24 protein-coding genes are annotated in these 23,749 nt (G+C 61.8%); 6 read left to right on the top strand and 18 right to left on the bottom strand.

Annotated elements, in window-relative coordinates; all coding sequences use genetic code 11:
- Positions 1–25: 25 nt before the first annotated feature.
- Together IB279_RS04715 and IB279_RS04710 are read left to right on the top strand one after the other, a co-directional pair.
- Positions 26–637, top strand: coding sequence for a GNAT family N-acetyltransferase (locus IB279_RS04715; protein WP_192339104.1), 612 nt, complete (start codon positions 26–28; stop codon positions 635–637).
- On the top strand, positions 637–3,546 hold the full coding sequence (locus tag IB279_RS04710) for an EAL domain-containing protein (protein ID WP_113135459.1): 2,910 nt from the start codon (positions 637–639) through the stop codon (positions 3,544–3,546). Before IB279_RS04715 ends, IB279_RS04710 begins: the two co-directional genes overlap by 1 nt.
- 115 nt (positions 3,547–3,661) lie before the next feature.
- On the opposite strand, the gene IB279_RS04705 is transcribed toward IB279_RS04710, so the two are convergent.
- Positions 3,662–4,267, bottom strand: a complete 606-nt coding sequence (locus tag IB279_RS04705) for a YqgE/AlgH family protein (RefSeq protein ID WP_034801471.1) — start codon at positions 4,265–4,267, stop codon at positions 3,662–3,664.
- 169 nt (positions 4,268–4,436) lie between these two features.
- Here IB279_RS04705 and IB279_RS04700 point away from each other — a divergent pair, with 169 nt between their 5' ends.
- Together IB279_RS04700 and IB279_RS04695 are read left to right on the top strand one after the other, a co-directional pair.
- The gene (locus IB279_RS04700) at positions 4,437–5,279 is read left to right on the top strand and encodes a protein-disulfide reductase DsbD domain-containing protein (protein WP_113187048.1); all 843 of its coding nucleotides are present in this window, start codon (positions 4,437–4,439) and stop codon (positions 5,277–5,279) included.
- Positions 5,280–5,352: 73 nt separating this feature from the next.
- Positions 5,353–5,838 carry a peroxiredoxin gene (locus IB279_RS04695; RefSeq protein WP_034801256.1) on the top strand — a complete coding sequence of 162 codons (486 nt, stop codon included), beginning with the start codon at positions 5,353–5,355 and terminating at the stop codon, positions 5,836–5,838.
- Between the two features lie 50 nt (positions 5,839–5,888).
- On the opposite strand, the gene rnhA is transcribed toward IB279_RS04695, so the two are convergent.
- The 13 genes from rnhA to coxB form a co-directional block, all read right to left on the bottom strand.
- A complete protein-coding gene (rnhA, locus tag IB279_RS04690; protein WP_034801253.1) occupies positions 5,889–6,356 on the bottom strand; it encodes a ribonuclease HI in 468 nt (155 codons plus the stop codon).
- The gene (locus IB279_RS04685) at positions 6,353–7,333 is read right to left on the bottom strand and encodes a homoserine kinase (protein WP_060516301.1); all 981 of its coding nucleotides are present in this window, start codon (positions 7,331–7,333) and stop codon (positions 6,353–6,355) included. The genes rnhA and IB279_RS04685 overlap by 4 nt, the downstream gene beginning before the upstream one ends.
- 40 nt (positions 7,334–7,373) lie before the next feature.
- Positions 7,374–8,384 carry a 4-hydroxy-3-methylbut-2-enyl diphosphate reductase gene (gene ispH / locus IB279_RS04680; RefSeq protein ID WP_034801247.1) on the bottom strand — a complete coding sequence of 337 codons (1,011 nt, stop codon included), beginning with the start codon at positions 8,382–8,384 and terminating at the stop codon, positions 7,374–7,376.
- 3 nt (positions 8,385–8,387) lie between these two features.
- The gene (locus tag IB279_RS04675; RefSeq protein ID WP_113187047.1) at positions 8,388–8,753 is read right to left on the bottom strand and encodes a DUF1304 domain-containing protein; all 366 of its coding nucleotides are present in this window, start codon (positions 8,751–8,753) and stop codon (positions 8,388–8,390) included.
- 54 nt (positions 8,754–8,807) lie between these two features.
- Positions 8,808–9,575, bottom strand: a complete 768-nt coding sequence (locus IB279_RS04670) for an SURF1 family protein (RefSeq protein ID WP_034801243.1) — start codon at positions 9,573–9,575, stop codon at positions 8,808–8,810.
- Positions 9,544–9,927, bottom strand: a complete 384-nt coding sequence (locus tag IB279_RS04665) for a DUF983 domain-containing protein (protein WP_034801241.1) — start codon at positions 9,925–9,927, stop codon at positions 9,544–9,546. Before IB279_RS04665 ends, IB279_RS04670 begins: the two co-directional genes overlap by 32 nt.
- On the bottom strand, positions 9,924–10,412 hold the full coding sequence (locus IB279_RS04660; RefSeq protein ID WP_113187046.1) for a murein L,D-transpeptidase family protein: 489 nt from the start codon (positions 10,410–10,412) through the stop codon (positions 9,924–9,926). The genes IB279_RS04665 and IB279_RS04660 overlap by 4 nt, the downstream gene beginning before the upstream one ends.
- 100 nt (positions 10,413–10,512) lie before the next feature.
- The gene (locus IB279_RS04655) at positions 10,513–11,391 is read right to left on the bottom strand and encodes a cytochrome c oxidase subunit 3 (protein WP_034801236.1); all 879 of its coding nucleotides are present in this window, start codon (positions 11,389–11,391) and stop codon (positions 10,513–10,515) included.
- Positions 11,392–11,455: 64 nt separating this feature from the next.
- Positions 11,456–12,049 (bottom strand): cytochrome c oxidase assembly protein, encoded by a 594-nt coding sequence (locus tag IB279_RS04650; protein WP_034801235.1) that lies wholly within the window; start codon positions 12,047–12,049, stop codon positions 11,456–11,458.
- An 11-nt stretch (positions 12,050–12,060) separates the two neighbouring features.
- Complete coding sequence (locus tag IB279_RS04645; RefSeq protein ID WP_043619862.1) at positions 12,061–12,201, bottom strand: hypothetical protein; 141 nt, start codon at positions 12,199–12,201, stop codon at positions 12,061–12,063.
- Positions 12,201–13,157 (bottom strand): heme o synthase, encoded by a 957-nt coding sequence (locus tag IB279_RS04640; protein WP_034801469.1) that lies wholly within the window; start codon positions 13,155–13,157, stop codon positions 12,201–12,203. Before IB279_RS04640 ends, IB279_RS04645 begins: the two co-directional genes overlap by 1 nt.
- A gap of 98 nt (positions 13,158–13,255) precedes the next feature.
- Positions 13,256–14,944 carry a cytochrome c oxidase subunit I gene (gene ctaD / locus IB279_RS04635; protein ID WP_034801224.1) on the bottom strand — a complete coding sequence of 563 codons (1,689 nt, stop codon included), beginning with the start codon at positions 14,942–14,944 and terminating at the stop codon, positions 13,256–13,258.
- 20 nt (positions 14,945–14,964) lie between these two features.
- On the bottom strand, positions 14,965–15,846 hold the full coding sequence (gene coxB, locus IB279_RS04630) for a cytochrome c oxidase subunit II (protein WP_113187045.1): 882 nt from the start codon (positions 15,844–15,846) through the stop codon (positions 14,965–14,967).
- 366 nt (positions 15,847–16,212) lie between these two features.
- On the opposite strand from coxB, the gene IB279_RS04625 reads away from it, so the two are divergent.
- Positions 16,213–16,743 (top strand): invasion associated locus B family protein, encoded by a 531-nt coding sequence (locus tag IB279_RS04625; protein ID WP_034801218.1) that lies wholly within the window; start codon positions 16,213–16,215, stop codon positions 16,741–16,743.
- Between the two features lie 130 nt (positions 16,744–16,873).
- Here the strand turns inward: IB279_RS04625 and ribB are convergent, their stop codons facing one another.
- The 3 genes from ribB to IB279_RS04610 form a co-directional block, all read right to left on the bottom strand.
- Positions 16,874–17,974, bottom strand: coding sequence for a 3,4-dihydroxy-2-butanone-4-phosphate synthase (gene ribB / locus IB279_RS04620; RefSeq protein WP_192339103.1), 1,101 nt, complete (start codon positions 17,972–17,974; stop codon positions 16,874–16,876).
- A 39-nt stretch (positions 17,975–18,013) separates the two neighbouring features.
- A complete protein-coding gene (gene aroC / locus IB279_RS04615) occupies positions 18,014–19,111 on the bottom strand; it encodes a chorismate synthase (RefSeq protein WP_034801213.1) in 1,098 nt (365 codons plus the stop codon).
- Positions 19,112–19,225: 114 nt separating this feature from the next.
- The gene (locus IB279_RS04610) at positions 19,226–22,405 is read right to left on the bottom strand and encodes an EAL domain-containing protein (protein WP_192339102.1); all 3,180 of its coding nucleotides are present in this window, start codon (positions 22,403–22,405) and stop codon (positions 19,226–19,228) included.
- A gap of 296 nt (positions 22,406–22,701) precedes the next feature.
- Here IB279_RS04610 and IB279_RS04605 point away from each other — a divergent pair, with 296 nt between their 5' ends.
- Entirely contained in the window at positions 22,702–22,962 is a 261-nt protein-coding gene (locus tag IB279_RS04605; protein WP_034801209.1) for a DUF1344 domain-containing protein, read from the top strand.
- Positions 22,963–23,118: 156 nt separating this feature from the next.
- Here IB279_RS04605 and IB279_RS04600 read toward each other — a convergent pair whose 3' ends face one another.
- Positions 23,119–23,703 (bottom strand): histidine phosphatase family protein, encoded by a 585-nt coding sequence (locus IB279_RS04600; protein WP_034801207.1) that lies wholly within the window; start codon positions 23,701–23,703, stop codon positions 23,119–23,121.
- Positions 23,704–23,749: the final 46 nt, after the last annotated feature.

Below are 23,749 nucleotides of genomic sequence, written 5' to 3'. Positions count from 1 at the left end.
AAACGGAACGGCCTCGGAGGCAGCTATGACACGATCGGTTTTTCGGTTCCTGTCGCGGCAGCCGGAGACGGTCGAAATCGCCGACCAGAATTACCTGCTTCGCCTCCCCCGCTATTCCGATTATCGCCAGTGGTATCAGCTCAGAAGCGACAGCCGCGCCTTCCTGGAGCCGTGGGAGCCGACCTGGCGCACCGACGAAATGACCGAAAGCGCCTTCCGCGGCCGGGTCGTCCGCAACGAGCAGGAATATGCCTCCGGCCAGGCGGTGCCGCTCTTCCTTTTCCACAAGCCAGGCAAGGTCCTGCTCGGCGGACTGACGATCGGCCACATTCGCCGCGGCGCCGGGCAAAACTGCATGATCGGCTACTGGATGGGCGCGCGCCACGCGGGCAAAGGCCACATGTTTGCGGCCCTCAGGCTCGCGATCCCCTACATCTTTTCGACCCTTGAGTTGCACCGTATTGAAGCAGCCTGTATTCCGGACAACTCAAGAAGCATCCGGCTCCTTGAAAAGGCCGGTTTTGAGCGTGAAGGCTATTTAAGACAGTACTTGAGAATCAACGGCCAGTGGCGAGACCATCTGCTCTTTTCTCTCCTGTCCGACGATGCCCTACCGAACAGGAATATGCCCCTTTGATGCCTCTAGCCCGCTCGCACTTCGCCTGGTCAGCCTCCAAGCTGGCAGCGTTTCTGATAACGCTCACGACGATTTTCTGTGCGCTCGGCGGCGCGGCCCAGGCTTTGGAGCCGGTCAAGATTTCGCGTGAAGACACGGCGCTCGACCTGACGGCAACGACCGAAATCTACAGCGGCCGCAACGAAGCCTTTCAGGTTTCGACAGCACCCGGAACCGACGGCATCGTGCGCCGCATCGAAGTGCGCTCCAACAGTGCGGACCATCAGGGCGACTGGGCTGTGTTCGCGCTCGCCAACGTTTCGGCCGAGCCGCTCGACCGCGTGATCGTCGCACCGCATTTCCGACTGGTGAATTCCAAGCTCTTCTGGCCGGACCTCGGCTCCAAGCGCATTCTTTCGATCACGCCAAGCGAAGGCTCCGCGCTCAGCCGCGAACCGAGCGACGAGGCGGACGTTTTCCGCATCACACTGGCGCCGGGCGTCATCATCACCTTCGTCGCCGAGCTGGCAACACCGGAACTGCCGCAGATCTATCTCTGGGAGCCGGACTCCTACAAGGATACGGTCAACGCCTTCACGCTCTATCGCGGCATCGTGCTCGGCATTGCCGGCCTGCTTGCGGTGTTCCTGACCATCCTTTTCGTCGTCAAGGGAACCTCGATGCTGCCGGCAACGGCCGCCCTTGCCTGGGCCGTTCTCGCCTATATCTGCGTCGACTTCGGCTTCCTGTCGAAGCTCATCAGCGTGACGGCCGGGGACGAGCGAATATGGCGCGCGGGCACAGAGGTCTTCCTTGCGGCCGGCCTCGTGATCTTCCTGTTCACCTACCTCAATCTCAACCGCTGGCACCAGCATCTCGGCTATGCGACGCTCGCCTGGATCCTCGGCCTCGGCCTGCTCTTCGGCGTCGCCGTCTACGACCCGGCGATCGCATCTGGCATCGCCCGCCTCTCCTTCGCGCTGACCGGCACGGTCGGCATCGTCCTGATCGCCTATCTCGGCTTCAACCGCTACGACCGCGCGATCCTTCTCGTTCCCGCCTGGCTGCTGATCCTCGTCTGGCTCTTCGGCGCCTGGCTGACGGTCACCGGCCAGCTCGCCAACGACATCGTGCAGCCGGCGCTCGGCGGTGGTCTCGTGCTGATCGTACTGTTGATCGGCTTTACCGTCATGCAGCACGCGGTCGCCGGCAGCGGCTACCAGCAGGGCCTGTTCTCCGATCTCGAGCGCCAGTCGCTGGCGCTCACCGGCTCCGGCGACACCGTCTGGGACTGGGACGTCGCCCGCGACCGGGTGGTGACGATGCCCGATATCTCGACGCAGCTCGGCCTGTCGCTCGGCAGCATGCACGGCCCCTTGCGCAACTGGCTTCCGCGGCTTCACCCTGACGATCGCGACCGCTTCCGCGCCACGCTCGACGTGTTGCTGGAACGCCGCCGCGGCAAGCTGAACCATGAATTCCGCGTACGCGCCGAGGACGGCCACTATCACTGGCTCTCGATCCGTGCCCGGCCGGTGCTTGGTGCCAACGGCGAAATCATCCGCTGCGTCGGCACGATCATCGACATTACCGAACAGCGCAACTCGGTCGAACGGCTGCTGCACAACGCCCTGCTCGACAATCTGACCGGGCTTCCGAACCGTCAGGTCTTCCTCGACCGGCTGCAGGCGATGCTCTTGATGGCCGACGGCAGCAACTCGGTCCGCCCGACGGTGCTTGCGATCGACATCGACCGCTACAAGCAGGTCAACGATCTCTTGGGCATTGCCGCCGGCGATAACATCCTCATCGCGCTGACGCGACGCCTGCGCCGGCTGCTGCGCCCGCAGGATACGCTGGCTCGCCTCGGTGGCGACCAGTTCGGCCTGATCCTGATGTCCGAGCGCGATCCGGCCAAAGTCGCCGATTTCGCCGATGCGGTGAGCAAGGCGATCATGGTGCCCCTCAACTACGGCAACCGCGAAATCAACCTGACCGCATCGATCGGGCTCGTCTCCTGGCTCGACCAGGAACAGAGTGCGACCGGCCTTCTCGACGATGCAGAGCTCGCGATGTTTCGGGCCAAGAAGGAAGGCGGCAACCGCGTCGAGCCTTTCCGCCCGGCCTTCCGCACCTCCGGCTCGGACCGCATGCAGCTTGAAGCCGATCTCAAGAAGGCAATCGAGCGCAAGGAACTTTCTCTCGTCTACCAGCCGATCGTGCGGTTGAACGATGCCGAGATCGCCGGCTTCGAGGCCCTGATGCGCTGGGATCACCCCAAGCGTGGCAACATCTCGCCGACCGAGTTCATCCCGATCGCCGAGAATTCCGACCTCATCAACCAGCTCGGCATGTTCGCCTTCGACCGGGCGACCAGTGACCTGACGGAATGGCAGCTACAGACCGGCGACCTGCCGATCTTCGTCTCGATCAACCTTTCGAGCGCGCAGCTTCTCAACAATGAGCTTTATGACGACGTCCGTGCCATTCTCACCAAGAACCGCTGCGACCCGGGCAAGGTGAAGATGGAGCTGACGGAATCGCTGGTAATGGAAAATCCGGAGCAGGCCCGTCTCGTTCTCGAAAAGCTGAAGGAAGCCGGTCTCAAGCTGGCACTCGACGACTTCGGCACAGGCCACTCGTCGCTCTCCTACCTCACCCGCTTCCCCTTCGACACGATCAAGATCGACAAGGCGCTGGTGCGCGACCCAAGCGACAAGCGCGGCATCCTCTTGCGCTCCGTCATCACGATGGCGCGCGAGCTCGACATGCAGGTGGTGGCCGAGGGCATCGAATCCGAGGACGACGCAATCCAGCTGTCGCAGATGGGCTGCGACTATGGGCAGAGCTTCCTCTTCGGTCCGCCGATCGGTTCGGAATCGATCCAGCGCCTGCTGAAGGAACGCTTTCCACTGATGAAGCGGGCGTAATCGCCAAGGCGACGCCGCTCAGCGCGCAAACCAACGTCTCCAGGCCCGTCGGTTACAATCCGACGGGCTTTTCATTTCTGCATCAAGGATCTGGGAAAGGTCGGTCAGCCGCCAATCAGGCGTGACCGGCATCCATGGAGAGCATCGCGGCCGAAACACCCATCAGCGCCAGCGCCCGATCGTATTTGTCGTCGAGCGCCTTGTCGAAGATCAGTTCATCGCGCGCCGGGCATGTGAGCCAGCCATTCTGGGTGATTTCCGATTCGAGCTGGCCCGGTCCCCACCCGGCGTAGCCGAGCATCATTGTCGCGCGCACAGGCCCCTCCCCGCGCGAAATGGCGCGGACGATGTCGAGCGTCGCCGTCAGGCAGATATCGTCGCTGACGGGAATGCTGGAATCGCTCAGATAATCGTCGGAATGCAGCACGAAGCCGCGCCCGGTCTCGACCGGACCGCCCGCCTGAATCTGGAAATCCCGTGTTACCTGCGGGAGTCGGATCGCTTCGTCCTCATCGAGAAGATCGAGGTGAAGCAGCACGTCGGGGAAGGTCAGTTGCTGCGGCCGGTTGAGAATGAAGCCCATGGCGCCATCGTCCGAATGGGCGCAGATGAAGATGACCGTGCGAGCGAAATTGGCGTCAAACATCCCGGGCATGGCGATCAGGAACTGACCGTCAAGAAAGCCTCGCTCGCGTCTCTTTTGCGCCATCGGAGTAGCCATCATGCGCACAGCCTATCAATTCGCCGCGAAATGAAAAGCGCCTCAGCGTCGCGGCCCATAATTATTGCACGCACGGCGTTCACTTCGCCGTGTCCGATCAAGCAATTATGATCGTTGCGTCCGTCGCAGCGTCTGGAGCGGTTTTGGCAAAAGCGATATTGCTTGCCATATGATCCAGTGCTTCACCCACCAGAAAATGGCCCAGTTCATCGGCGCGGCAAGCCTTGCCGGCTGTTTTTTTCTCCCCTCCGGCGCCAACGCGGCCACCAGCGAGTGGGTCACCTCCCCCGGCGGCATGATCCGTCTGGTCGCCGCCCAGCCCAAAGAGGATGGCACGATCCCGGCGACGCTGGAGGTCAAGCTCAACCCTGGCTGGAAGACCTATTGGCGCGAGCCGGGTGCAAGCGGCATTCCCCCGCAGGTGACGCTCGACCCGGCAGGCGACGTGGAGCTGGAAAAGATCGGCTTCCCGGTGCCCAAGACGTTCGACGACGGCGTCGTGCGCTACATCGGCTATGACAGGCCGGTCGCCTTTCCGCTGACCTTGAAGCGCGTCCACGGCAGCGGCGACGTTACCATTCGCGCCTCCGTGTTCCTCGGCATCTGCGAGGACATCTGCATACCGGTTCAGGGCGAGCTAACGCTCGCCATCAAGCAAGGCGGCTTCGACAATCCGCTCGACGGCGCGCGGATCGACGATGCCGTTGCCGCGTTGCCGGAGGCGCCGTCGGCTGATTTCTCGGTGACGGCGAGCCGCTACGATGCCGACAAGGCGCTGATGCATCTGTCGGTTCGCCTGCCCGCCGACGACAAGGATCCGGAACTCTTTCTCGCCGGACCTTCTGGTATTTCGTTCGGCAAGCCCGAGATCCAGCCTGCAGGCGACAAGGCGTTAAACGCAGCCGTTCCGGTGAGGCTCACGGGCAAGGACAGGGAACTCAAAGGCAAGCCGATCGTTTTGACTGTGCGCGCCCAGGGCCGCAGCATGGAGACGACCCTTGCCTTTGATTAGGGCGCATCTATAGTCCGCCGAGTTCTCCGACAAGTGCGGAGAAACGAGACGCAAGCAACGCAAGGAGAGTGCCGTGACCATTGCCGTCGGAGACAAGCTGCCAGCCGCAACCTTCAAGGAAAAGACCGCCGACGGTCCCGTCGAGGTCACCACCGATCAGCTCTTTGCCGGCAAGCGCGTCGTGCTCTTTGCCGTTCCCGGCGCGTTCACGCCCACCTGCTCGCTCAACCACCTGCCCGGCTATCTCGAAAACCGCGACGCGATCCTTGCCCGCGGTGTCGACGACATCGCCGTGGTCTCGGTCAACGACCTGCATGTGATGGGTGCCTGGGCGACCACGTCGGGCGGCATGGGCAAGATTCACTTCCTCTCGGACTGGAACGCCGCCTTCACCAAGGCGCTCGGTATGGACATCGACCTGTCGGCCGGCACGCTCGGTGTGCGCTCCAAGCGCTATTCGATGCTCGTCGAGGACGGCGTGGTGAAGTCGCTCAATCTCGAAGAAAGCCCTGGCCAGGCGACCGTTTCGGGCGCCGCCGCCATGCTCGAGCAGCTCTGAGCGCAGAAGCGAGTGCAAATGAAAAACGGGCCTCAGCGGCCCGTTTTTTTTCATTTCACGAGAAGTGAGTCCGAACGACGCCCCTTCTTGTAGGGTTCCATGCCCTTGCGGGCGAGCTCGTCGGCGCGTTCGTTTTCCGGATGACCGGCATGGCCCTTGACCCAGTGCCATGTCACCTTGTGGCGGCGATTGGCTTCGTCCAGCCGCTGCCAGAGCTCGCCGTTTTTCACCGGCTTCTTGTCCGCAGTCTTCCAGCCGTTCTTCTTCCAGCCGTGGATCCACTTGGAGATGCCGTCCATCACATATTTGCTGTCGGTGTAGAGATCGACCTCGCAGGCGCTCTTCAGGGCGTCGAGCGCCGAGATTGCCGCCAGCAGCTCCATGCGGTTGTTGGTGGTCTCGGCCTCGCCGCCGGACAGCTCCTTTTCCACCTCGCCATAGCGCAGCACAGCGCCCCAGCCGCCCGGCCCCGGATTGCCCGAGCAGGCACCGTCGGTGAAGATATCGACATGTTTCATGCCTGCCCCCCGTCCCGGCGCAGGCCATATTCGGCGCTGGACGTAATCGCCCGGTGGAAGCGGATCTTCGTCAGATATTCGAGCGGATCCTTCTTGACCACCAACGCGCCCGCGGGCGTCATCAGCCAGTCGTAGAGGCGCGTCAGGAAGAAGCGCAGCGCCGAGCCGCGGCAAAGCAGCGGCAGGGCGTCGACCTCGGCAGGCGTCAGCTTGCGCACGCTCTCGTAGCCCGAAAGCATCGCCATGCCCTTGGTGATGTTGTAGGAGCCGTTCTTCTCGAAGCACCAGGAATTGAGGCAGACGGCGACGTCATAGGCGAGATAGTCGTTGCAGGCGAAGTAGAAGTCGATCAGCCCGGAGAGCTGGTCGCCGAGGAAGAAGACGTTGTCCGGAAAGAGATCGGCGTGGATGACGCCTTCCGGCAGCGATTTCGGCCAATGGCGCTCCAGATGTTCGAGCTCCGCCGATATCTCGTCCTTGAGACCTGCCTGAACCTCATCGGCGCGCACTTCGGAATTGACCCAGAGCGGCCGCCAGCCGCCGACGGAGAGCGCATTGGTGCGCTTCAGCGCAAAGCCTTCGCCGGCGACGTGCATGGCCGCCAGCGCCTTGCCCACTTCGTGGCAGTGCTTGGCTTCAGGCTTTCTCAGCCACATGCCCTCGAGGAAGGAGATGACGGCGGCAGGGCGGCCGGAGAGCTCACCGAGCAACTCGCCGTCGGCGCGCGGCAATGGCAGCGGGCAGGACAACCCACGCTCGGCCAGATGATGCATGAGGCCCAGGAAGAACGGCAGGTCGCCGGCATTCACGCGCTTTTCGTAGAGCGTGAGGATGTAGGAGCCTTTGGTCGTGTGCAGCAGGAAATTGGAGTTCTCGACACCCTCGGCGATCCCCTTGTAGGAGGTCAGCTGGCCGACGTCGTAAGCGGTGAGAAAACGGGCGAGATCGTCTTCCGTAATATCGGTGTAAACGGCCAAGGGTGTCCACTCTCAAGAAAATGCGGGCAGGGAATGCGGCTTATTCGCCGTTGACGAAGGCCATGTCGGCAGCCGTCAGCGGCACGTGGCGGATCTCGCGGTTTACGAGGAAGTTCTCGTTTTCCTCGACCGTATCGGCAAGTTCCACCGAAGCGTCGTAGCGTTCGCGAAACGCCTCGATGATCTCGTTGACGATTACTTCCGGCGCAGACGCGCCGGCCGACAGGCCGACCGTAGAGATATCGCCGATTTCGTCCCAGTCGATTTCCGACGCCCGCTGGACCAGCACTGATTTTTTCGCGCCGGCCCGAAGGGCCACCTCGACAAGCCGCTTGGAATTGGACGAGTTGGGCGCGCCGACGACCAGGAACAGGTCGCAGCCGGGTGCTGCCTGCTTCACCGCCTCCTGGCGATTGGTGGTGGCGTAGCAAATCGAATCGGCGGCGGGCGCCGTCAGGTTCGGGAAGCGCTCGTGCAGCCGCTTGATGACGCCGGCGGTGTCGTCGACCGACAGTGTCGTCTGGGTGACGAAACCAAGATTGTCCGGGTCCGGCGGCTGATAGACGTCGGCGTCCTCGACGGTCTCGACCAGCGATACCGTGCCTTCAGGCAATTGGCCCATAGTGCCGATCACTTCCGGATGGCCGGCATGGCCGATCAGGACCACATGGCGGCCGAGGCGGTTGTGGCGCATCGCCTGCTTGTGGACTTTGGAGACCAGCGGACAGGTGGCGTCGAGATAGAAAAGGTTGCGGGCATCCGCGTCGGCGGGCACCGATTTCGGCACGCCGTGCGCCGAAAAGACGACCGGTTGCTTGCGGTGCTCCGGCGGGATCTCGTCGAGCTCTTCAACGAAGATTGCGCCCTTGGCTTCGAGGCCTTCGACGACGTAGCGATTGTGGACGATCTCATGGCGGACATAGACCGGTGCGCCGAATTCCTTCAGCGCCAGGACGACGATCTGGATCGCGCGGTCGACGCCGGCGCAAAAGCCGCGCGGGCCGCAAAGGCGGATGGTGATCGGGGATTTTTCTGCCGCTGATGATGCCATGGATCAGGATGCCATTAGTAGGAAAACGAGCGCTGCGATCGCCGGGCCGCCCTGGATGAGGAGGATGCGCGGCTTGACCGACCACGCGCCATATATAGCGGCAACGACCACGCACACAAGGAAGAACACCTTCAGCTGAAAGGCAAAGGCGGCTTCCGCCTGGATCAACGACCAGAACAGACCGGCGGCAAGAAAGCCGTTGTAGAGCCCCTGGTTGGCCGCGAGCACCCGTGTCGCCTCGGCCTTCTCGGCCGTCATGGGGAACACGGCCCTTCCCTTCGGCCCGGTCCACAGGAACATTTCCAGCACCAGAAAACCGATATGCAGCAAGCCGGTCAAAGCAATCAATGTGTTTGCAATGATCGTCATAATTGCTCCCACCGCCGTTCGTCCCACACGGTTAGCATGACGGCAAACGCGCGACTATCGCCCGCGCCGCATTGCATAGATGCCGCTGACCAACACCAGAGCCGCCGCCAGCCCATACCAGGTCAGCGCATATTGCAGGTGGTTGTTGGGCAGGTCGAACTGGGTGACACCGCCAATCGGCAGACCGCCCGGATTGGGCGTCGCATCGGCATCGACGAACAGCGGCACGACCTTGTCGGCGGGAAGGCCGACCGAAGACGCCATCGTGTCGAGATCCTTCCAGTAGAAGATGTTCTTGGCGAGGTCGTTGTCGGGAACGAGCGACGACGGCTTTCCGTCAAGCTTCGGCCTTGCAAGACCATGAACGCCGACGAAGGCGGGAAGCTCGCCGGCAAGCCGGGTCGATGCATCCTTCTGCTCGAAAGGCACGAAACCGCGATTGACGAAGAGAAAACGGTCGTCGTCCAGCCGTAGCGGCGTGAAGACGTAATAGCCGGTGCGGCCATTGAACGTCGCGAAGAAATGCCGCTCCTTGGTGTGGTCGAACCCACCGGTCACCGAAACCGTGCGGTAGTCGATGTCGCCACCATCAGCGAGGATCTTCTCGATCTCGGCAAGCGTCGCCGGCGGCGCAGACCTGCGCTCGGCCATGGCCGAAAGCAAGCTTTCCTTCCAGTGTAGCCGCTGCATCTGCCAGGTACCGAGCGAGACAAGAATGGCAAATGTAGCGACAAGCAGCAGCAACGTGCCGATGCGGCCGATCAGGCCACGCTTTTTGCTGGTCGCGATCTCAGCCACGGTCGATCTCGCCGGGACGCGCATTGTTGCGGTATTGCAGGTTGATCAGGATACCCTTCAGCATCCGCGTCAGGCCGAGGCTGAAGATCACCGCAAGCGGGATCCACAAGATGAAATGCAGCCAGAGCGGCGGGTTGAAGTTGACCTCCGCCCAGAGCGCCGCGCCGACGACAATGAAGCCGACGATCAGGATCACGAAGACCACCGGACCGTCGCCGGCATCGGCGAACTTGTAGTCGAGATCACAGCTTGCGCAGGCGGGCTTGACCTTCAGAAACCCGTCGAAAAGCTTGCCCTGGCCGCAGCGCGGGCAAAGCCCCTTGATCCCGGTCATCACCGGGTCAACCGGCGGGAAATGTGCCTTGTCTTCACTCACGGCTTGATCTCGATTGGCGTGTTGTTGGGAACCATGGCCCAGATTTCTTCCATTTCGGCATTGGTAACGGCAATGCAGCCATTCGTCCAATCGAAGCGCTGCGTCAAAAAGGCCAGCCAGCCGAAATAATTGGGCTGGCCATGGATCATGATCATACCGCCCGGATCGACACCGTTCGCGGCAGCGGCAGAGACATCGGCCGGCGCCGGATAAGAGACGTGGATGGACTTGTAATAACCGCTGCCGGGATTGCGCCAGTCGAGAGAATAGAGCCCTTCCGGCGTCCTCTGGTCTCCCTCCTGACGCTTGTGACCGATGGGGTTGCCGCCGAGCGCAACCGTGTATTCACGGATCACCTGGTCACCTTGCAAGAGCTGCAACAGCCGCCGCTCCTTGTGCACGACAACCCTGTCCGCGCTATCGGCCGCCGCAGCGGGAAAACCGCCGGATACCACTAGCGTCGCAGCCACCAAGGCCAACTTCATTTCCGTCTCCCCTCAAGCCGATCTGCGGGCACACCACCAAAAGAACAAGGCGGCTGCATGACTGCAACCGCCTTGTTCCTTGACTTAGATGCTCGCGCTATCAGCCGTGCGCGATCGGCGCGCCCCAGCTTCCCCAGATGTAGATGGAGAAGAACAGGAACAGCCAGACGACGTCAACGAAGTGCCAGTACCAGGCGGCCGCTTCGAAGCCGAAGTGCTGCTTCGGTGTGAAGTCACCACGCAGTGCGCGGAACAGGCAGACGAGCAGGAAGATCGTGCCGACCAGAACGTGGAAGCCGTGGAAACCGGTCGCCATGAAGAAGGTCGCGCCGTAGATCGAGTCCTTGAAGGCGAAGGGAGCGTGGGCGTATTCGTACGCCTGGACGAAGGAGAACAGCACGCCGAGCACGACCGTCAGCGTCAGGCCGTTGATCAGGCCCTTGCGGTCATTGTGCAGCAGCGCGTGATGCGCCCAGGTCACCGTCGTGCCCGACAAAAGCAGGATGACGGTGTTGTAGAGCGGCAGGTGCCACGGATCGAGCACTTCGATGCCCTTCGGCGGCCAGACGCCACCGGTGAAGGTAGCGCGGGTTGCCTGGATGGCTTCACCCGGGAACAGGCTCGCATCGAAGAAGGCCCAGAACCAGGCCGCGAAGAACATCACTTCAGAAGCGATGAACATGAGCATGCCGTAGCGCAGATGCAGCGAAACGACGCGGGTGTGGTGGCCCTCGTGCGCTTCCTTCACCGTGTCCGACCACCAGCCGTACATGGTGTAGAGCACGATGATGAGGCCTGCGAGCAGGATCCAGACGTTGGCAAGCTCGAGGCCGAAGATCTTCAGCGAGCTACCCGACAGGTAACGCATGTAGCAGATGCCGCCGAACGCCATGACAAAGGCGCCGATGGAAGCAAGCAGCGGCCAGGGGCTCGGGTCGATGATGTGGTAGTCGTGATTCTTCTGATGCGCACCGGCCATGTCAGTAATCCCCGATATGTCTCTCTCTTGTCGCCCTTCCGGCATAGCCGAAAAGGACCTCCAGTCAAAGTTTGTTCTGTTCCGTCTTCACCTGTGCGACCGGTTTCGACGGTTCGCGCGGATAGAAGGTATAGGAAAGGGTCAGCGTCTTGATGTCCTTGGTCTCCACCGCCTTGACCATGTCCGGATCGACGAAGAATACCACCGGCATCTCCATCTCCTCTCCCGGCTGCAGGGTCGTCTCGGTAAAGCAGAAGCACTGGACCTTGTTGAAATAGGCGCCCGCCTGCATCGGCGTGACGTTGAAGGTCGCCTGGCCCGTCGTCGGCTTCGACGACAAGTTCTTTGCCTTGTACATTACCTGCACCGTTTCACCGATGCGGATGTCGATGTCGCGCTGGACCGGCTTGAACTCCCAGGGCAGGCCCCCCGAAGTGTTCGCGTCAAAGGTGACCTTGACCTTCTCGTCGAGGATGACGTCGGACGCCTGCTCGACGCGCTGCGTCGTGCCGTTATAGCCGGTGACGCGGCAGAACATGTCGTAAAGCGGTACAGCCGCATAGGCCATGCCCACCATGCCGCCAACGAAAGCGAGGCAAGTGCCGACGACGACGCGGTTGGAGCGCTGCGAGCTTGTGGTCTGCGGTGATTTCGTCATGCCATTTCGCCTCAGTTGACCATGCCGTTGCCGAACTTGATCAGCGTGACGATGTAGAAGAGGACGACGAGGCCGAAGAGCACGAAGCCGAGCGCGATGTTGCGGCCGCGGCGCGATTTCTTCTGGGCATCAGTGAGCTTGACGGTTTCCATCAGGCAATACTCCCGGCATTCAGCCAGATATTGACGATCAGGTGATCCGCCATCAGGGCGGAGAAGATCACGAACAGATACATGATCGAGAAGGCAAAGAGCTTCTTGGCCGGCAGCATGCGCTCATCTGATTCCGGCATGCGCAACACGCCGATAGAGTACCACACGAAGCCAAGGCCGAGGGCCGCTGCGACTGCGCCGTAACCAATGCTCGCAAAACCGAGCAAGGTGGGACAGATGCCGATAAGTGCGGTCAGAACGGCGTAGATGACGATTTGCTTCTTGGTGGTCGCCTGGCCGCAGACATTCGGCATCATCGGTACGCCGACGGCGCCGTAGTCGCCCATCTTGAAGAGGGCGAGCGCCCAGAAGTGCGCCGGGGTCCACAGGAAGGTGATCAGGAAAAGCACGATGCTCTCCACCGACACGGCGCCGGTCACGCAGGCCCAGCCGATCATCGGTGGGAAAGCGCCGGCAGCACCGCCGATGACGATGTTCTGCGGCGTCGAGCGCTTCAGCCACATCGTGTAGATGACCACGTAGAAGAAGATGGTGAAGGCGAGCAACCCGGCTGCGAGCCAATTGACGGCGAGCCCGAGGATGATCACGGAAAAAGCAGACAGCGTCAGGCCGAATGCCAGCGCTTCCTGCGGCAGGATCTTGCCTGCCGGGATCGGGCGCTTGGCGGTACGGGTCATGACCGCGTCGATGTCGGCGTCATACCACATGTTCAACGCGCCCGAGGCGCCAGCGCCGACAGCGATGCAGAGGATGGCGATAAAACCGATGAAAGGATTGATGTGTCCTGGTGCCAGCACCAGCCCGGCGAATGCCGTGAAGACGACCAGGGACATGACACGCGGCTTCAGAAGCTCGAAGTAATCGCGCGCAGAGGCTTCGGACAGGCGCGGTACGCCTTCCATGCCGACTGCTTCGTGATTGTCGATGACCGTCATGTCTTGTCCCTGCAAAAGTCCCGGCCGCAAGGGCCGTGTGTCGCCGGTTGCCCGGCGGGGTGAAGCCGCCGGAACCGGCGGCTTCTGTTCGTTGCCCGTCACTTGATGCGCGGGAGCTGTTCCCACTGGTGGAACGGCGGCGGCGAAGACAGCTGCCATTCCAGAGTGTTCGCGCCCTCGCCCCACGGGTTGTCGCCAGCGACGCGCTTCTTGGCGAAGGCTTCGAAGACGCCGAAGAGGAAGATCAGGACGCCGACGGCTGCGATGTAGGAGCCGTAGGACGAAACCATGTTCCAGCCGGCATAGGCATCCGGATAGTCGATGTAACGGCGCGGCATGCCTGCGAGGCCGAGGAAGTGCTGCGGGAAGAAGATCAGGTTCACGCCGATGAACATGACCCAGAAGTGCAGCTTGCCGACGAACTCGGAGTACATGTAGCCGGTCATCTTCGGGAACCAGTAGTACCAGGCAGCGAAGATTGCGAAGACGGCGCCGAGCGACAGAACGTAATGGAAGTGAGCAACCACGTAGTAGGTGTCGTGCAGCGAGCGGTCGAGGCCGGCGTTGGCGAGCTGAACGCCCGTGACGCCACCGACGGTGAACAGGAAGATGAAGCCGATCGCCCAGACCATCGGGGTCGTGAAGCGGATCGAACCACCCCACATCGTCGCGATCCACGAGAAGATCTTAACGCCCGTCGGAACAGCGATGACCATCGTCGCGAAGACGAAGTAGCGCTGCGTGTCGAGCGACATGCCGACGGTGTACATGTGGTGTGCCCACACGATGAAGCCGACGGCGCCGATCGCGACCATGGCGTAGGCCATGCCGAGGTAGCCGAAGATCGGCTTGCGCGAGAAAGTGGAAACGATGTGGCTGACGATGCCGAAGCCCGGCAGGATCAGGATGTAGACTTCCGGGTGACCGAAGAACCAGAACAGGTGCTGGAACAGGATCGGATCGCCGCCGCCTTCAGGCGCGAAGAAGGCCGTGCCGAAGTTGCGGTCGGTGAGCAGCATGGTGATGCCGCCTGCCAGAACCGGCAGCGAGAGCAGAAGCAGGAAGGCGGTGATCAGAACCGACCAGGCAAAGAGCGGCATCTTGTGCAGCGTCATGCCCGGAGCGCGCATGTTCAGGATCGTGGTGATGAAGTTGATCGCACCGAGGATCGAGGACGCGCCGGCAATGTGCAGGCCGAGGATGACGAAGTCCATCGCCGGTCCTGGCATGCCCGATGTCGAGAATGGCGGATAGATCGTCCACCCTCCCCCTGCGCCGTAGGCACCGGCCGGGCCTTCGACGAACATCGAAAGCAGCACGAGCAGGAAGGCAGGAATGATCAGCCAGAAGGAGATGTTGTTCATGCGCGGGAACGCCATGTCCGGCGCACCGATCATGATCGGAACCATCCAGTTGGCGAAGCCACCGATCAGCGCCGGCATGACCATGAAGAAGATCATGATGAGCGCGTGCGCGGTCGTGAACACGTTGAACATGTGCTTGCCGCCGTCGATGGCAGCATCGCCCTCGAAGCCGTAAACCATCTGCGCCAGGCCGTGGAAGATCTGGATGCCTGGCTCCTGGAGCTCGGCGCGCATGAAGATGGACAGCGTGCCGCCGATGATGCCCGCGAAAATCGCGAAGATCAGGTAGAGCGTGCCGATGTCCTTGTGGTTGGTCGACAGGAACCAGCGCTGGAAGAAGCTCAAAGGCTTATGCGCATGGTCTGCGTGGCCATGATCGGAGTGATCATGGCGTTGGTCGTGATGAACGGCTGTTCCAGCCATGGGTCGAGCTCCCCTTCCGATTACTGTGCGGCGTTAGCGGCGACGTCGACGGTCTTGGCCGAGTCGATGGACGCCATGAGCGCCTTGTTCGCATCGCCAACATTCGTTGCGGCGGCTGCGAGCCAGGTGTCGTATTTTTCCTGCGAAACCACGCGGATGGCGATCGGCATGTAAGCGTGGTCCTTACCGCAGAGCTCGGAACACTGGCCGTAGTAGAGACCTTCGCGCTCGGCCTTGAACCAGGTTTCGTTCAGGCGACCGGGAACGGCGTCGATCTTCACGCCAAAGGCAGGCATTGCAAAAGCGTGGATCACGTCAGCAGCGGTGACGAGAACACGAACCGTCTTGCCGACCGGCACGACGACTTCGTTGTCGACGGCGAGCAGGCGCGGATATTCTTTCTTGTCTTCCTTGCCGAGCGTCGCGCGATCTTCTTCCTTCATCATGATGCTGTCGAAGGTGAGCGGGCTTTCGCCGACTTCATACTCGTAGGACCAGTACCACTGGTTGCCGGTCGCCTTGAGCGTCAGGTCCGGATTGGCCGGCGGCGTCAGCTGCGCGGTCAGGAGCTGGAAGGACGGAATGGCGAGGAAGAGAAGGATGACGACCGGACCGACGGTCCAGACGACTTCGATCGCGGTGTTGTGGCTGGTCTTGGACGGAACCGGGTTCGCGCTTTCGCGGAACTTGATCACAACGATGATCAAAAGGAGGAGAACGAAGAGAGTAATCGGAATGATGAACCACAGGGTATAATGTTCAAACCACGTGATTTCTTCCATGATGCCCGTAGCGGCCGTCTGAAAACTCGTCTGCCATTCGACAGGCTTGTCAGCAAAGGCGCTCGAAGCAAAAAGCAGACAGGCAAGCGCTGCCAGAACTGCATAAGCCTTGTTTTTCACAATGTGTCTCCCCAATGCGCTTGATCAGGATCAAACCGGAACGCAGAATCCCTGCGATACTGCTGCGCTTCAAACCACAGTTTGTCCGATGCCGCAACATCTGACCAATCAACCCCATGCGGCATTTTTGCACAAACGCAGCTTTTCACACAGGCACCCCTCGAAACCCGTGGCGAAACCACCTATAGGGGCTCTTCTGCGCGCTTGGCGATCCGATTGCACAGCGCTTTGACGGCGGCGCGCCGGATAGGGCGCCCAACCCGCCCAATTTCCGCCATATGGCGCTGGAATGTGCCCCGCAGGGCTTTTCATTTATTCCTGCGCGCTTCAAGAATAGCCCTGATGATTCGACGTTTTGAGGTTTACATGGGCCTGCCCCTCTTTTCCCGACTGTCGGCCTTCGCCGCCTTCGGCCTTGCCGTTCTCGCTCTCCCGGCTCAAAGCCTGGCCCAGCAGCCCGCCGGAACACCCGGCACGGTCAAGTCCAACCATGGCGCGTGGTCGATCGTTTGCGATCAGCCGCCGGGCGCCTCCGCTGACCAGTGCGCGCTGATGCAAAACGTCATCGCCGAAGACCGGCCGGAAGTTGGCCTGTCGGTGGTCGTTTTGAAGACTGCGGATCGCAAGGCCAAGATCCTGCGCGTACTCGCTCCGCTCGGCGTGCTGCTGCCGAACGGCCTCGGCCTGAACGTCGACGGCAAGGATATCGGCCGCGCCTATTTCGTGCGTTGCTTCTCCGACGGCTGCTACGCAGAAGTGGTGCTCGAGGACGAACTCTTGAAGACCTTCCGTTCCGGTGCGACGGCGACCTTCATCGTCTTCCAGTCACCCGAAGAAGGCATCGGCATCCCTGTCGACCTCAAGGGCTTCGGCGAAGGCTACGACGCGCTGCCCTGAACGGCGACAAATTCAAGGACAAACAAAGAGCCGCGCTTCGAGCGCGGCTTTTTTGTTGGCTGCCGCCGAGCATAAAAGACAAGGCCCGGATCGATGATCCGGGCCTGATGCATGCGAGAGCGACGCGTCTTTAGATGATGTCGGTCCCGACGATCTTGATGCCGAAGCCTTCGAGGCCGACATAATGGCGTTCGCGCGAAGCGAGCAGCCTGATGGAGCTGATGCCGAGATCCTTCAGGATCTGCGCGCCGAGGCCGATTTCCAGCCACTCGTTTTCGCGCGCCTGCGCCTCGTCGTGCGCTTCGCGCTCGTGCTTGCCCTTGCGCGCCGTCTGCGACACGCCGACGCCGACCGAGCCTTCGCGCAGATAGACGATGACCCCCCTGCCCTCGTCGGCAATGCGCTTCATGATGCGGTCGATCTGGCAGTCCCTGCCGAAGACGTCGGCGCCGACATTTTCGAGATGCAGGCGAACCGGGATATCGACGCCATCACGGATGTCGCCAAAGACGACGCCGAGATGCTGCATCGGATCCCAGGGCAGAGAATAGGAATGTCCCTTGGCCGGACCATAGGGCGTCTCGATATCGAAGGAGCCGCCATGCTCGATCAGCGTTTCCTTGCGCTGGCGATAGGCGATGAGATCGGCGACCGAAACCTGCTTCAGGCCATGGGTGTCGGCGAAGCTCGCCACCTGCGGCCCACGCATGACCGTTCCGTCGTCATTGACGAGTTCGCAGATGACGCCGATCGGCGGCAGGCTGGCGAGCCTGCAGAGGTCGACGGCAGCTTCCGTATGGCCGGAGCGCATGAGAACGCCGCCTTCGCGCGCGACCAGCGGGAAAATGTGGCCGGGGCGAACGAAGTCCGTCGGCCCGACATTGGGATTGGCGAGGTTGCGTACCGTCAGCGTGCGGTCGTCGGCGGAAATGCCCGTCGTCGTGCCGTGCTTGAAGTCGACCGAGACTGTGAAGGCGGTGGTGTGCGCGGAATCGTTTTCCGCCACCATGGCGTTGAGGTTCAGGCGCTTGGCCTCCTCGCGCGGCATCGGCGTGCAGACGATGCCCGAGGTGTGGCGCACGATGAAGGCCATCTTTTCCGGCGTGCAATGCACCGCCGCGACGATCAGGTCGCCCTCGTTCTCGCGGCCGTCGTCATCGGTGACGACGACGATTTCGCCGGCCTCAAAGGCGCGAATGGCATCGACGACACGCTTCTGATCATAGGACATGGTGTTCTTCCCGAATTGTCTGGGCCGGTTGAAGCCGAATTACTTGAGGCGGCCGGTCTGGCCACGGTCACGCAGGTAGTGATCGGCGATCGTGCAGGCAAGCATCGCCTCGCCGATCGGCACGGCGCGGATGCCGACGCACGGATCGTGGCGACCCTTGGTACGCACATCGACCTCGTTGCCGTCGCTGTCGACCGAGCGTCGCTCGGTGAGGATCGACGAGGTCGGCTTGATGGCGAAACGCGCGATCACCGGCTCGCCGGTGGCGATGCCACCAAGAATACCGCCAGCATGGTTCGACAGGAAGACAGGCTTGCCATCGGCGCCGATGCGCATCTCGTCGGCGTTTTCCTCGCCGGTGATTTCGGCCGCACCGAAACCGTTGCCGATCTCGACACCCTTGACGGCGTTGATCGACATCAGGTTCGAGGCGATGTCCTGGTCAAGCTTGGCATAGATCGGCGCACCGATGCCGGCGGGCACGCCCTCGGCAACCACTTCGACGACGGCGCCGATCGAGGATCCGGACTTGCGGATGCTATCGAGATATTCTTCCCAGACCGGCACGATCTCCGGATCCGGTGCGAAGAAGGGGTTGTTGTCGACCTCGGTCCAATCCCAGTTGGCGCGGTTGATCTTGTGTTTGCCGATCTGCACGAGCGCGCCGCGCACGACGAGACCCGGCACGACTTTGCGGGCGACACCACCGGCAGCGACGCGCGCCGCGGTCTCGCGCGCCGAGGAACGGCCGCCACCTCGATAATCGCGGATGCCGTATTTCAGATCGTAGGTGTAATCGGCGTGGCCCGGACGATAGCGCTTGGCGATCTCGGAATAGTCCTTCGAGCGCTGGTCGGTGTTTTCGATCAACATCGAGATCGGCGTTCCGGTCGAGATCATCGTCTCGCCGTCCTCGTCGAACATGACGCCGGAGAGAACCTTGACCAGATCGTCCTCGCGGCGCTGTGTTACGAAGCGCGACTGGCCGGGCTTGCGCTTGTCGAGCCAGACCTGGAGTTCGGCGAGCGTGAAACGGATGCCGGGCGGGCAGCCGTCGATGACGCAGCCGAGCGCCGGCCCGTGGCTTTCGCCCCAGGTGGTAACGCGGAAGAGATGACCGAAAGTGTTATGCGACATGAAGGCAACCGACCCTAAGCAAGCAACGGCCGTACGTTTTGTACGCGGATGCCTTCTCTTAGTGGAAAGCCGGAGATGGGGAAAGGCTTTTGCGACCTGACGCGACCTCCTTCATCACGACGCCAGACGCAAGCCGCGTTCGGTTGCAAAGGCGAGAAACTTCTCCGCGCTCAACGGCCGGGCAAATGCGTAGCCCTGCAGCACATCACAGCCCAGAATGCCGAGCATTTCGGCATGCGCCATGGTTTCCACGCCCTCGGCCACGGTCTCGATATTGAGCGAGCGGGCAATCTCGATAATCGAGCGCACCAACGCCTGCTCCCTGCGGGCGCTCAAAACCGGAACGACGAGCTGGCGGTCGATCTTCAACCGCTTCGGCTTGATCTTCAAAAGGCTGACGATCGAGGTATGGCCGGTGCCGAAATCGTCGAGTTCGATATCGATCCCGAGCTTCTTGATGCCCTCGATGTTGGCGGCGACGATATCGTCGCTTTCGTCGAGGAAGATCGACTCCACCAGTTCGAAACAGATCTGTCCGGGCGTGATGCTCAAGCCTTCAAGCGAGGACAGCAGGTCGTCGTCCTGCAGCCGCTTGGCCGAAACATTGACCGAGATCTTGGGAACCCGAATGCCGGCCGCTGCCCATCGCATCTGATCGGTGAGAGATTTCTCCAGAACGAGACGGTCGAGCATCGCCGTCACGTTGAGTTCGTCGGCGATGCCGAGAAAACGATCCGGCGTCAATATGCCCTCGCGCGGATGCCTCCAGCGCACCAGTGCCTCGACGCCGCAAAGCGCGAGCGTCGTCGCATCGAACTGCGGTTGATACCAGGGTTCGAATTCGTCGCGCTCGATGCCTTCCAAAATCTCGTCGGCAATGCGCTTGGCGGTCACCACTTCCGCCTGCAGCACCTCGGTGAAGAACTGGTAGCGGTTCCGGCCCGCCTCCTTGGCGCGATAGAGCGCGATATCGGCGTTGACGAGCAGTTTGCGCGCGTCGATGTCGGCGCCATGCCCGACTGCCACGCCGATGCTGACACCAAAACGGCAGGGAAATCCGTTGTAGTCGACCGGCTGCCGCATCGCGGCAATGATCCGGTCGCAACGGGCAGCAAGCGTCGCCTCGCCCTGTTCGCCGGTAACGGCGACAACGAACTCGTCGCCACCGATGCGGGCAATGATGTCGCCCGACGATGTGTTCGCCCGCAGGATCTCCGAGGCATGGATCAGCATGGCGTCGCCGGCTGCGTGACCCAGGGTGTCGTTGATCTGCTTGAACCGGTCGAGATCGATATGAAGGATGGCGATGTCCTCACGGTCGCTGCCGGCGTCCAGGGTCAGTCGCTCCAGCGCCTTGTCGAGCATGCGGCGGTTGCCGAGCCCTGTCAGCGGGTCATGCAGTGCGTTGTGCTCGATGCGAACCCGGGCCTGCTCCAGCTCGGCGTTCTTTGCGTCCGCCATGGCCTTGGCCGCGCGCAACTGTTCCGTCATCAGCACGTCGTCGGTAACATCGAGCGCCATGCCGACGAATTTCCGTGCACCGTCCGGGGCGACGTGCAGCTTGCCGACCGAGCGGATATGGCGAACCGTTCCGGCCGACAATATCACCCGCACCTGATGCACATAGGTTTCGTCCGCTTCGATGGCGCGATTGACCGCGTTGAGCGCCGGCTGCCGGTCATCGGGGTGCAGCGCTTGAAGCCATGTCTGCTCGTTGGTGGCGCCGTCGGTATAGACCAGCCCGTAGAGCTGATGCATGCGCTCGTCCCAATAGGCGACGTTGTTGTCGAGATCGGCCTCCCACATGCCGCAGCGATAGGAATCAAGAGCGAGGTCGAGACGTCGTGACAGGAGCTCTAGATCCTGTTCACGCTCGTAGAGACCCTTCAGCGCCTGCTCGAGCTCAAGGTTCTGCTGGTCGACCTGTGCCTTGGCCGCACTCAGCCGCTCGTTCTTCAGCACATCGTCGCTGACATCCCAGCTGATGCCGGTGACCTTGGCGCGGCCATCGGCGCCGCGGTGGCTGGACCCGACATTGCGGATGTGGCGCACCGTACCGTCGTGCAGAATGACACGATACTGCGATCGGTACTCGAGGCCGTCATCGAGACTACGGAACAGCGCATTGGCGGCAATACCTATGTCGTCGGGATGCACGGTCGCGCGCCACTCGTCGTACGTGGGCTCGTCCAGATGCACCTCCAGTCCATGCAGGTGGAACATCCGGTCGTCCCAGGAACGCTGCTGGCTCTCGACGTCGATTTCCCAGATGCCGATCTTCGACGCGTCGAGCGCGAGGTTCAGGCGGTGAGACAGCGTCATCACCTCCCCTTCCCGCGCCTTCAGCTTGGCGATGTTGCGCTGTCGCTCGTTGACGAGGCCGCCAGCCAGGAGGATCGGGATAACGACCACCGTGACGGCGACGGCGATCGCCAATTGGATGAAGATGCTGTTTTCGGGAAGCTGCTGCCATCCGCCGACGGGCATGGCCGCTAGCTCCCACACGCCGCCTGCTAGCTCCAACCGGCGGTTGACCGGCGCAGCGCGAAAAAGAGCGTCGTCGCCATAGAACGCATCCTGTATGCGGTCCGGCTCGGAAATATCGCGGATCGCCAGGTGAACGTCGACATGGCGGTGGTCCCGCGCCAGTTCCGGCGCCTCGCCGCCCGACTCGAGCAGGCGCGCGGCGCGGTACAGCGCCTTCTCGTCGAGTATGGCCTCGACGTAGCCCCAACGCTCCATGCGTCCCTGGATCTTGGAAAAGACTGGCAGGAACAGCTCGAAACCATTGCGACCGCTTGGCAACCGGATCGGGCCGATCATCACCGGCCTGACCGTCGAGGACGCGCGCTCGATGGCATGTCTTGTCGCGCCGAATCGGTTGAAGTCGCTGCCGACGAACCATTGCTGGCTCTCGCGCGGAAAGGCGATCCGCACGACGCCACCGGGCGCTGCCGAGGCGCGCACCATTTGCGGATTCTGCAGGAGGAGCTTCGTCGCCATGACGGTGAAATCGTCTGTTGTCATGGCCGGGTGCACGCCGATGCTGTTGGCAAAACCGTTCAGCGCGGCAATGCTGGTGTTAACCTCCGATTGCAGGCGGTTGGCAATGAGGTTCAGTTCGTTCTCGACGTCGATCCTGAGGTCGTTCTGGAAGTTTTCACGGTTTTGCCGCTCATAGACATGCCCGCCCGTAAACACGACGAGGCCCGCGATCGCCGCAGGAATGAGCGACGGTTTCGCAAATCTGGCTGCGGCCCGAATGCGCTGGCGCAGAACGTCAATGATCTTCAATCTCTTCCCCTCGATCCCCAACCAAAGGTAGCGAGCGAGTCTTAAGATTGGCTTTCGTCACAATTCCTTGGCAAACCCTATAATTCATGGGGAAACCACACCGCCGATACCCGGAGTTCGGCCCCTGCCCGCTTGAAAAATACGGTACCGCCGTCCAGTCTCCAGAGTTCGGATAGACCATCAAAAAAGCGGGGGCGTCCGGCCAAAAGCCACGCCGCAAGGCAATTTTTGCCACAATCGGGGATCAAAGGGGAGTGACAAGGATGTTCGCAGAAACGTTGAAGAGGGCAAGAAGAATGCGTTTTGTTATTGCCGCACTCATGGCCACCGCAGGGCTTCTCTCCCCCTTGTCCGCCCTTGCCGAAAGCGCCGACGTTGAAGCTACCATTACGGGTGTTGATACCGAAAGGCTGAGCCTGTCGCTTGACGACGGCAAGAACTATCAGGCGCCGGAGGAATTCAATTTCGAAGGCCTGAAGGCCGGCGTGAAGGTTCTCGTCTTCTACACGGAAGTGGACGGCAAGCGGGTCATCAACGATCTCGAAATCGTTCAATAGAAAGCGCGGCCTTTCCTACAGGCCGCTGCGCGGTTCGCCCGAACTGGATTTTCACATTTCTGGAAAATGACCTTTTATCGGATGCCCCTCGCGCGGGCATCCGTGTGAAGCGCTTTGCGCGCCACCGCGCCAATCTACGCCCTACGCTTCAGGCTATCAGACCCAGCCGATGGCATTGCCCGAGATGCGCAGAAGGCGGTCCTGCGGGATCGCCGCGGTCGCGGCCTCCTCGGCTTCCATTTCCCCGAAAAGCTTGAAGAGCACGCGAATGACGCCGCCGTGGCTGACGCAGACCGTCGGCTTCGTCACGTCCCTGAGCCAGGCGGCTATGCGCCAGGACAGAATTTCGTAACTCTCGGCATCCTCACCGGGCGGAATGAAGTCCCATTTCACCGCGCGCCGCTCGGCGATCCTCTGTGGCGCCGAGCGCTTGAGTTCTGGCAGCGTGTGCCCTTCCCAATCGCCGAAGGAAACTTCCTTGAGCCGCTCGTCGGTGCGGTAAGCGTCCGGATCGAGCCCCATGGCCCGCCGGACACGCTCCATGGTCTCGCGCGTGCGGCCGAGCGGACTGGCGACGAAGTCGAAATGCCGGGCATCGGCGCCGAGGATGCCTCCAAGCGCCACGCCGTTGCCGGTCGCCTGCTGGCGACCGAAATCATTGAGAGGGATATCCTTTTGCCCCTGGAGCCGGCTTTCGGCGTTCCAGTCGGTCTGTCCGTGACGGATCACATAGATCAGCACAACATGTCTCCGGGCAGCAGGCTGCCGAATCCGCCTTGGCGGTTCG

Source organism: Ensifer sp. ENS06 (assembly GCF_014852205.1).
GTDB classification, from domain to species: Bacteria; Pseudomonadota; Alphaproteobacteria; order Rhizobiales; family Rhizobiaceae; genus Ensifer; species Ensifer adhaerens.
The sequence above is the reverse complement of the archived record's forward strand: the minus strand, read 5'-3'. Positions and strand labels throughout refer to the sequence as shown.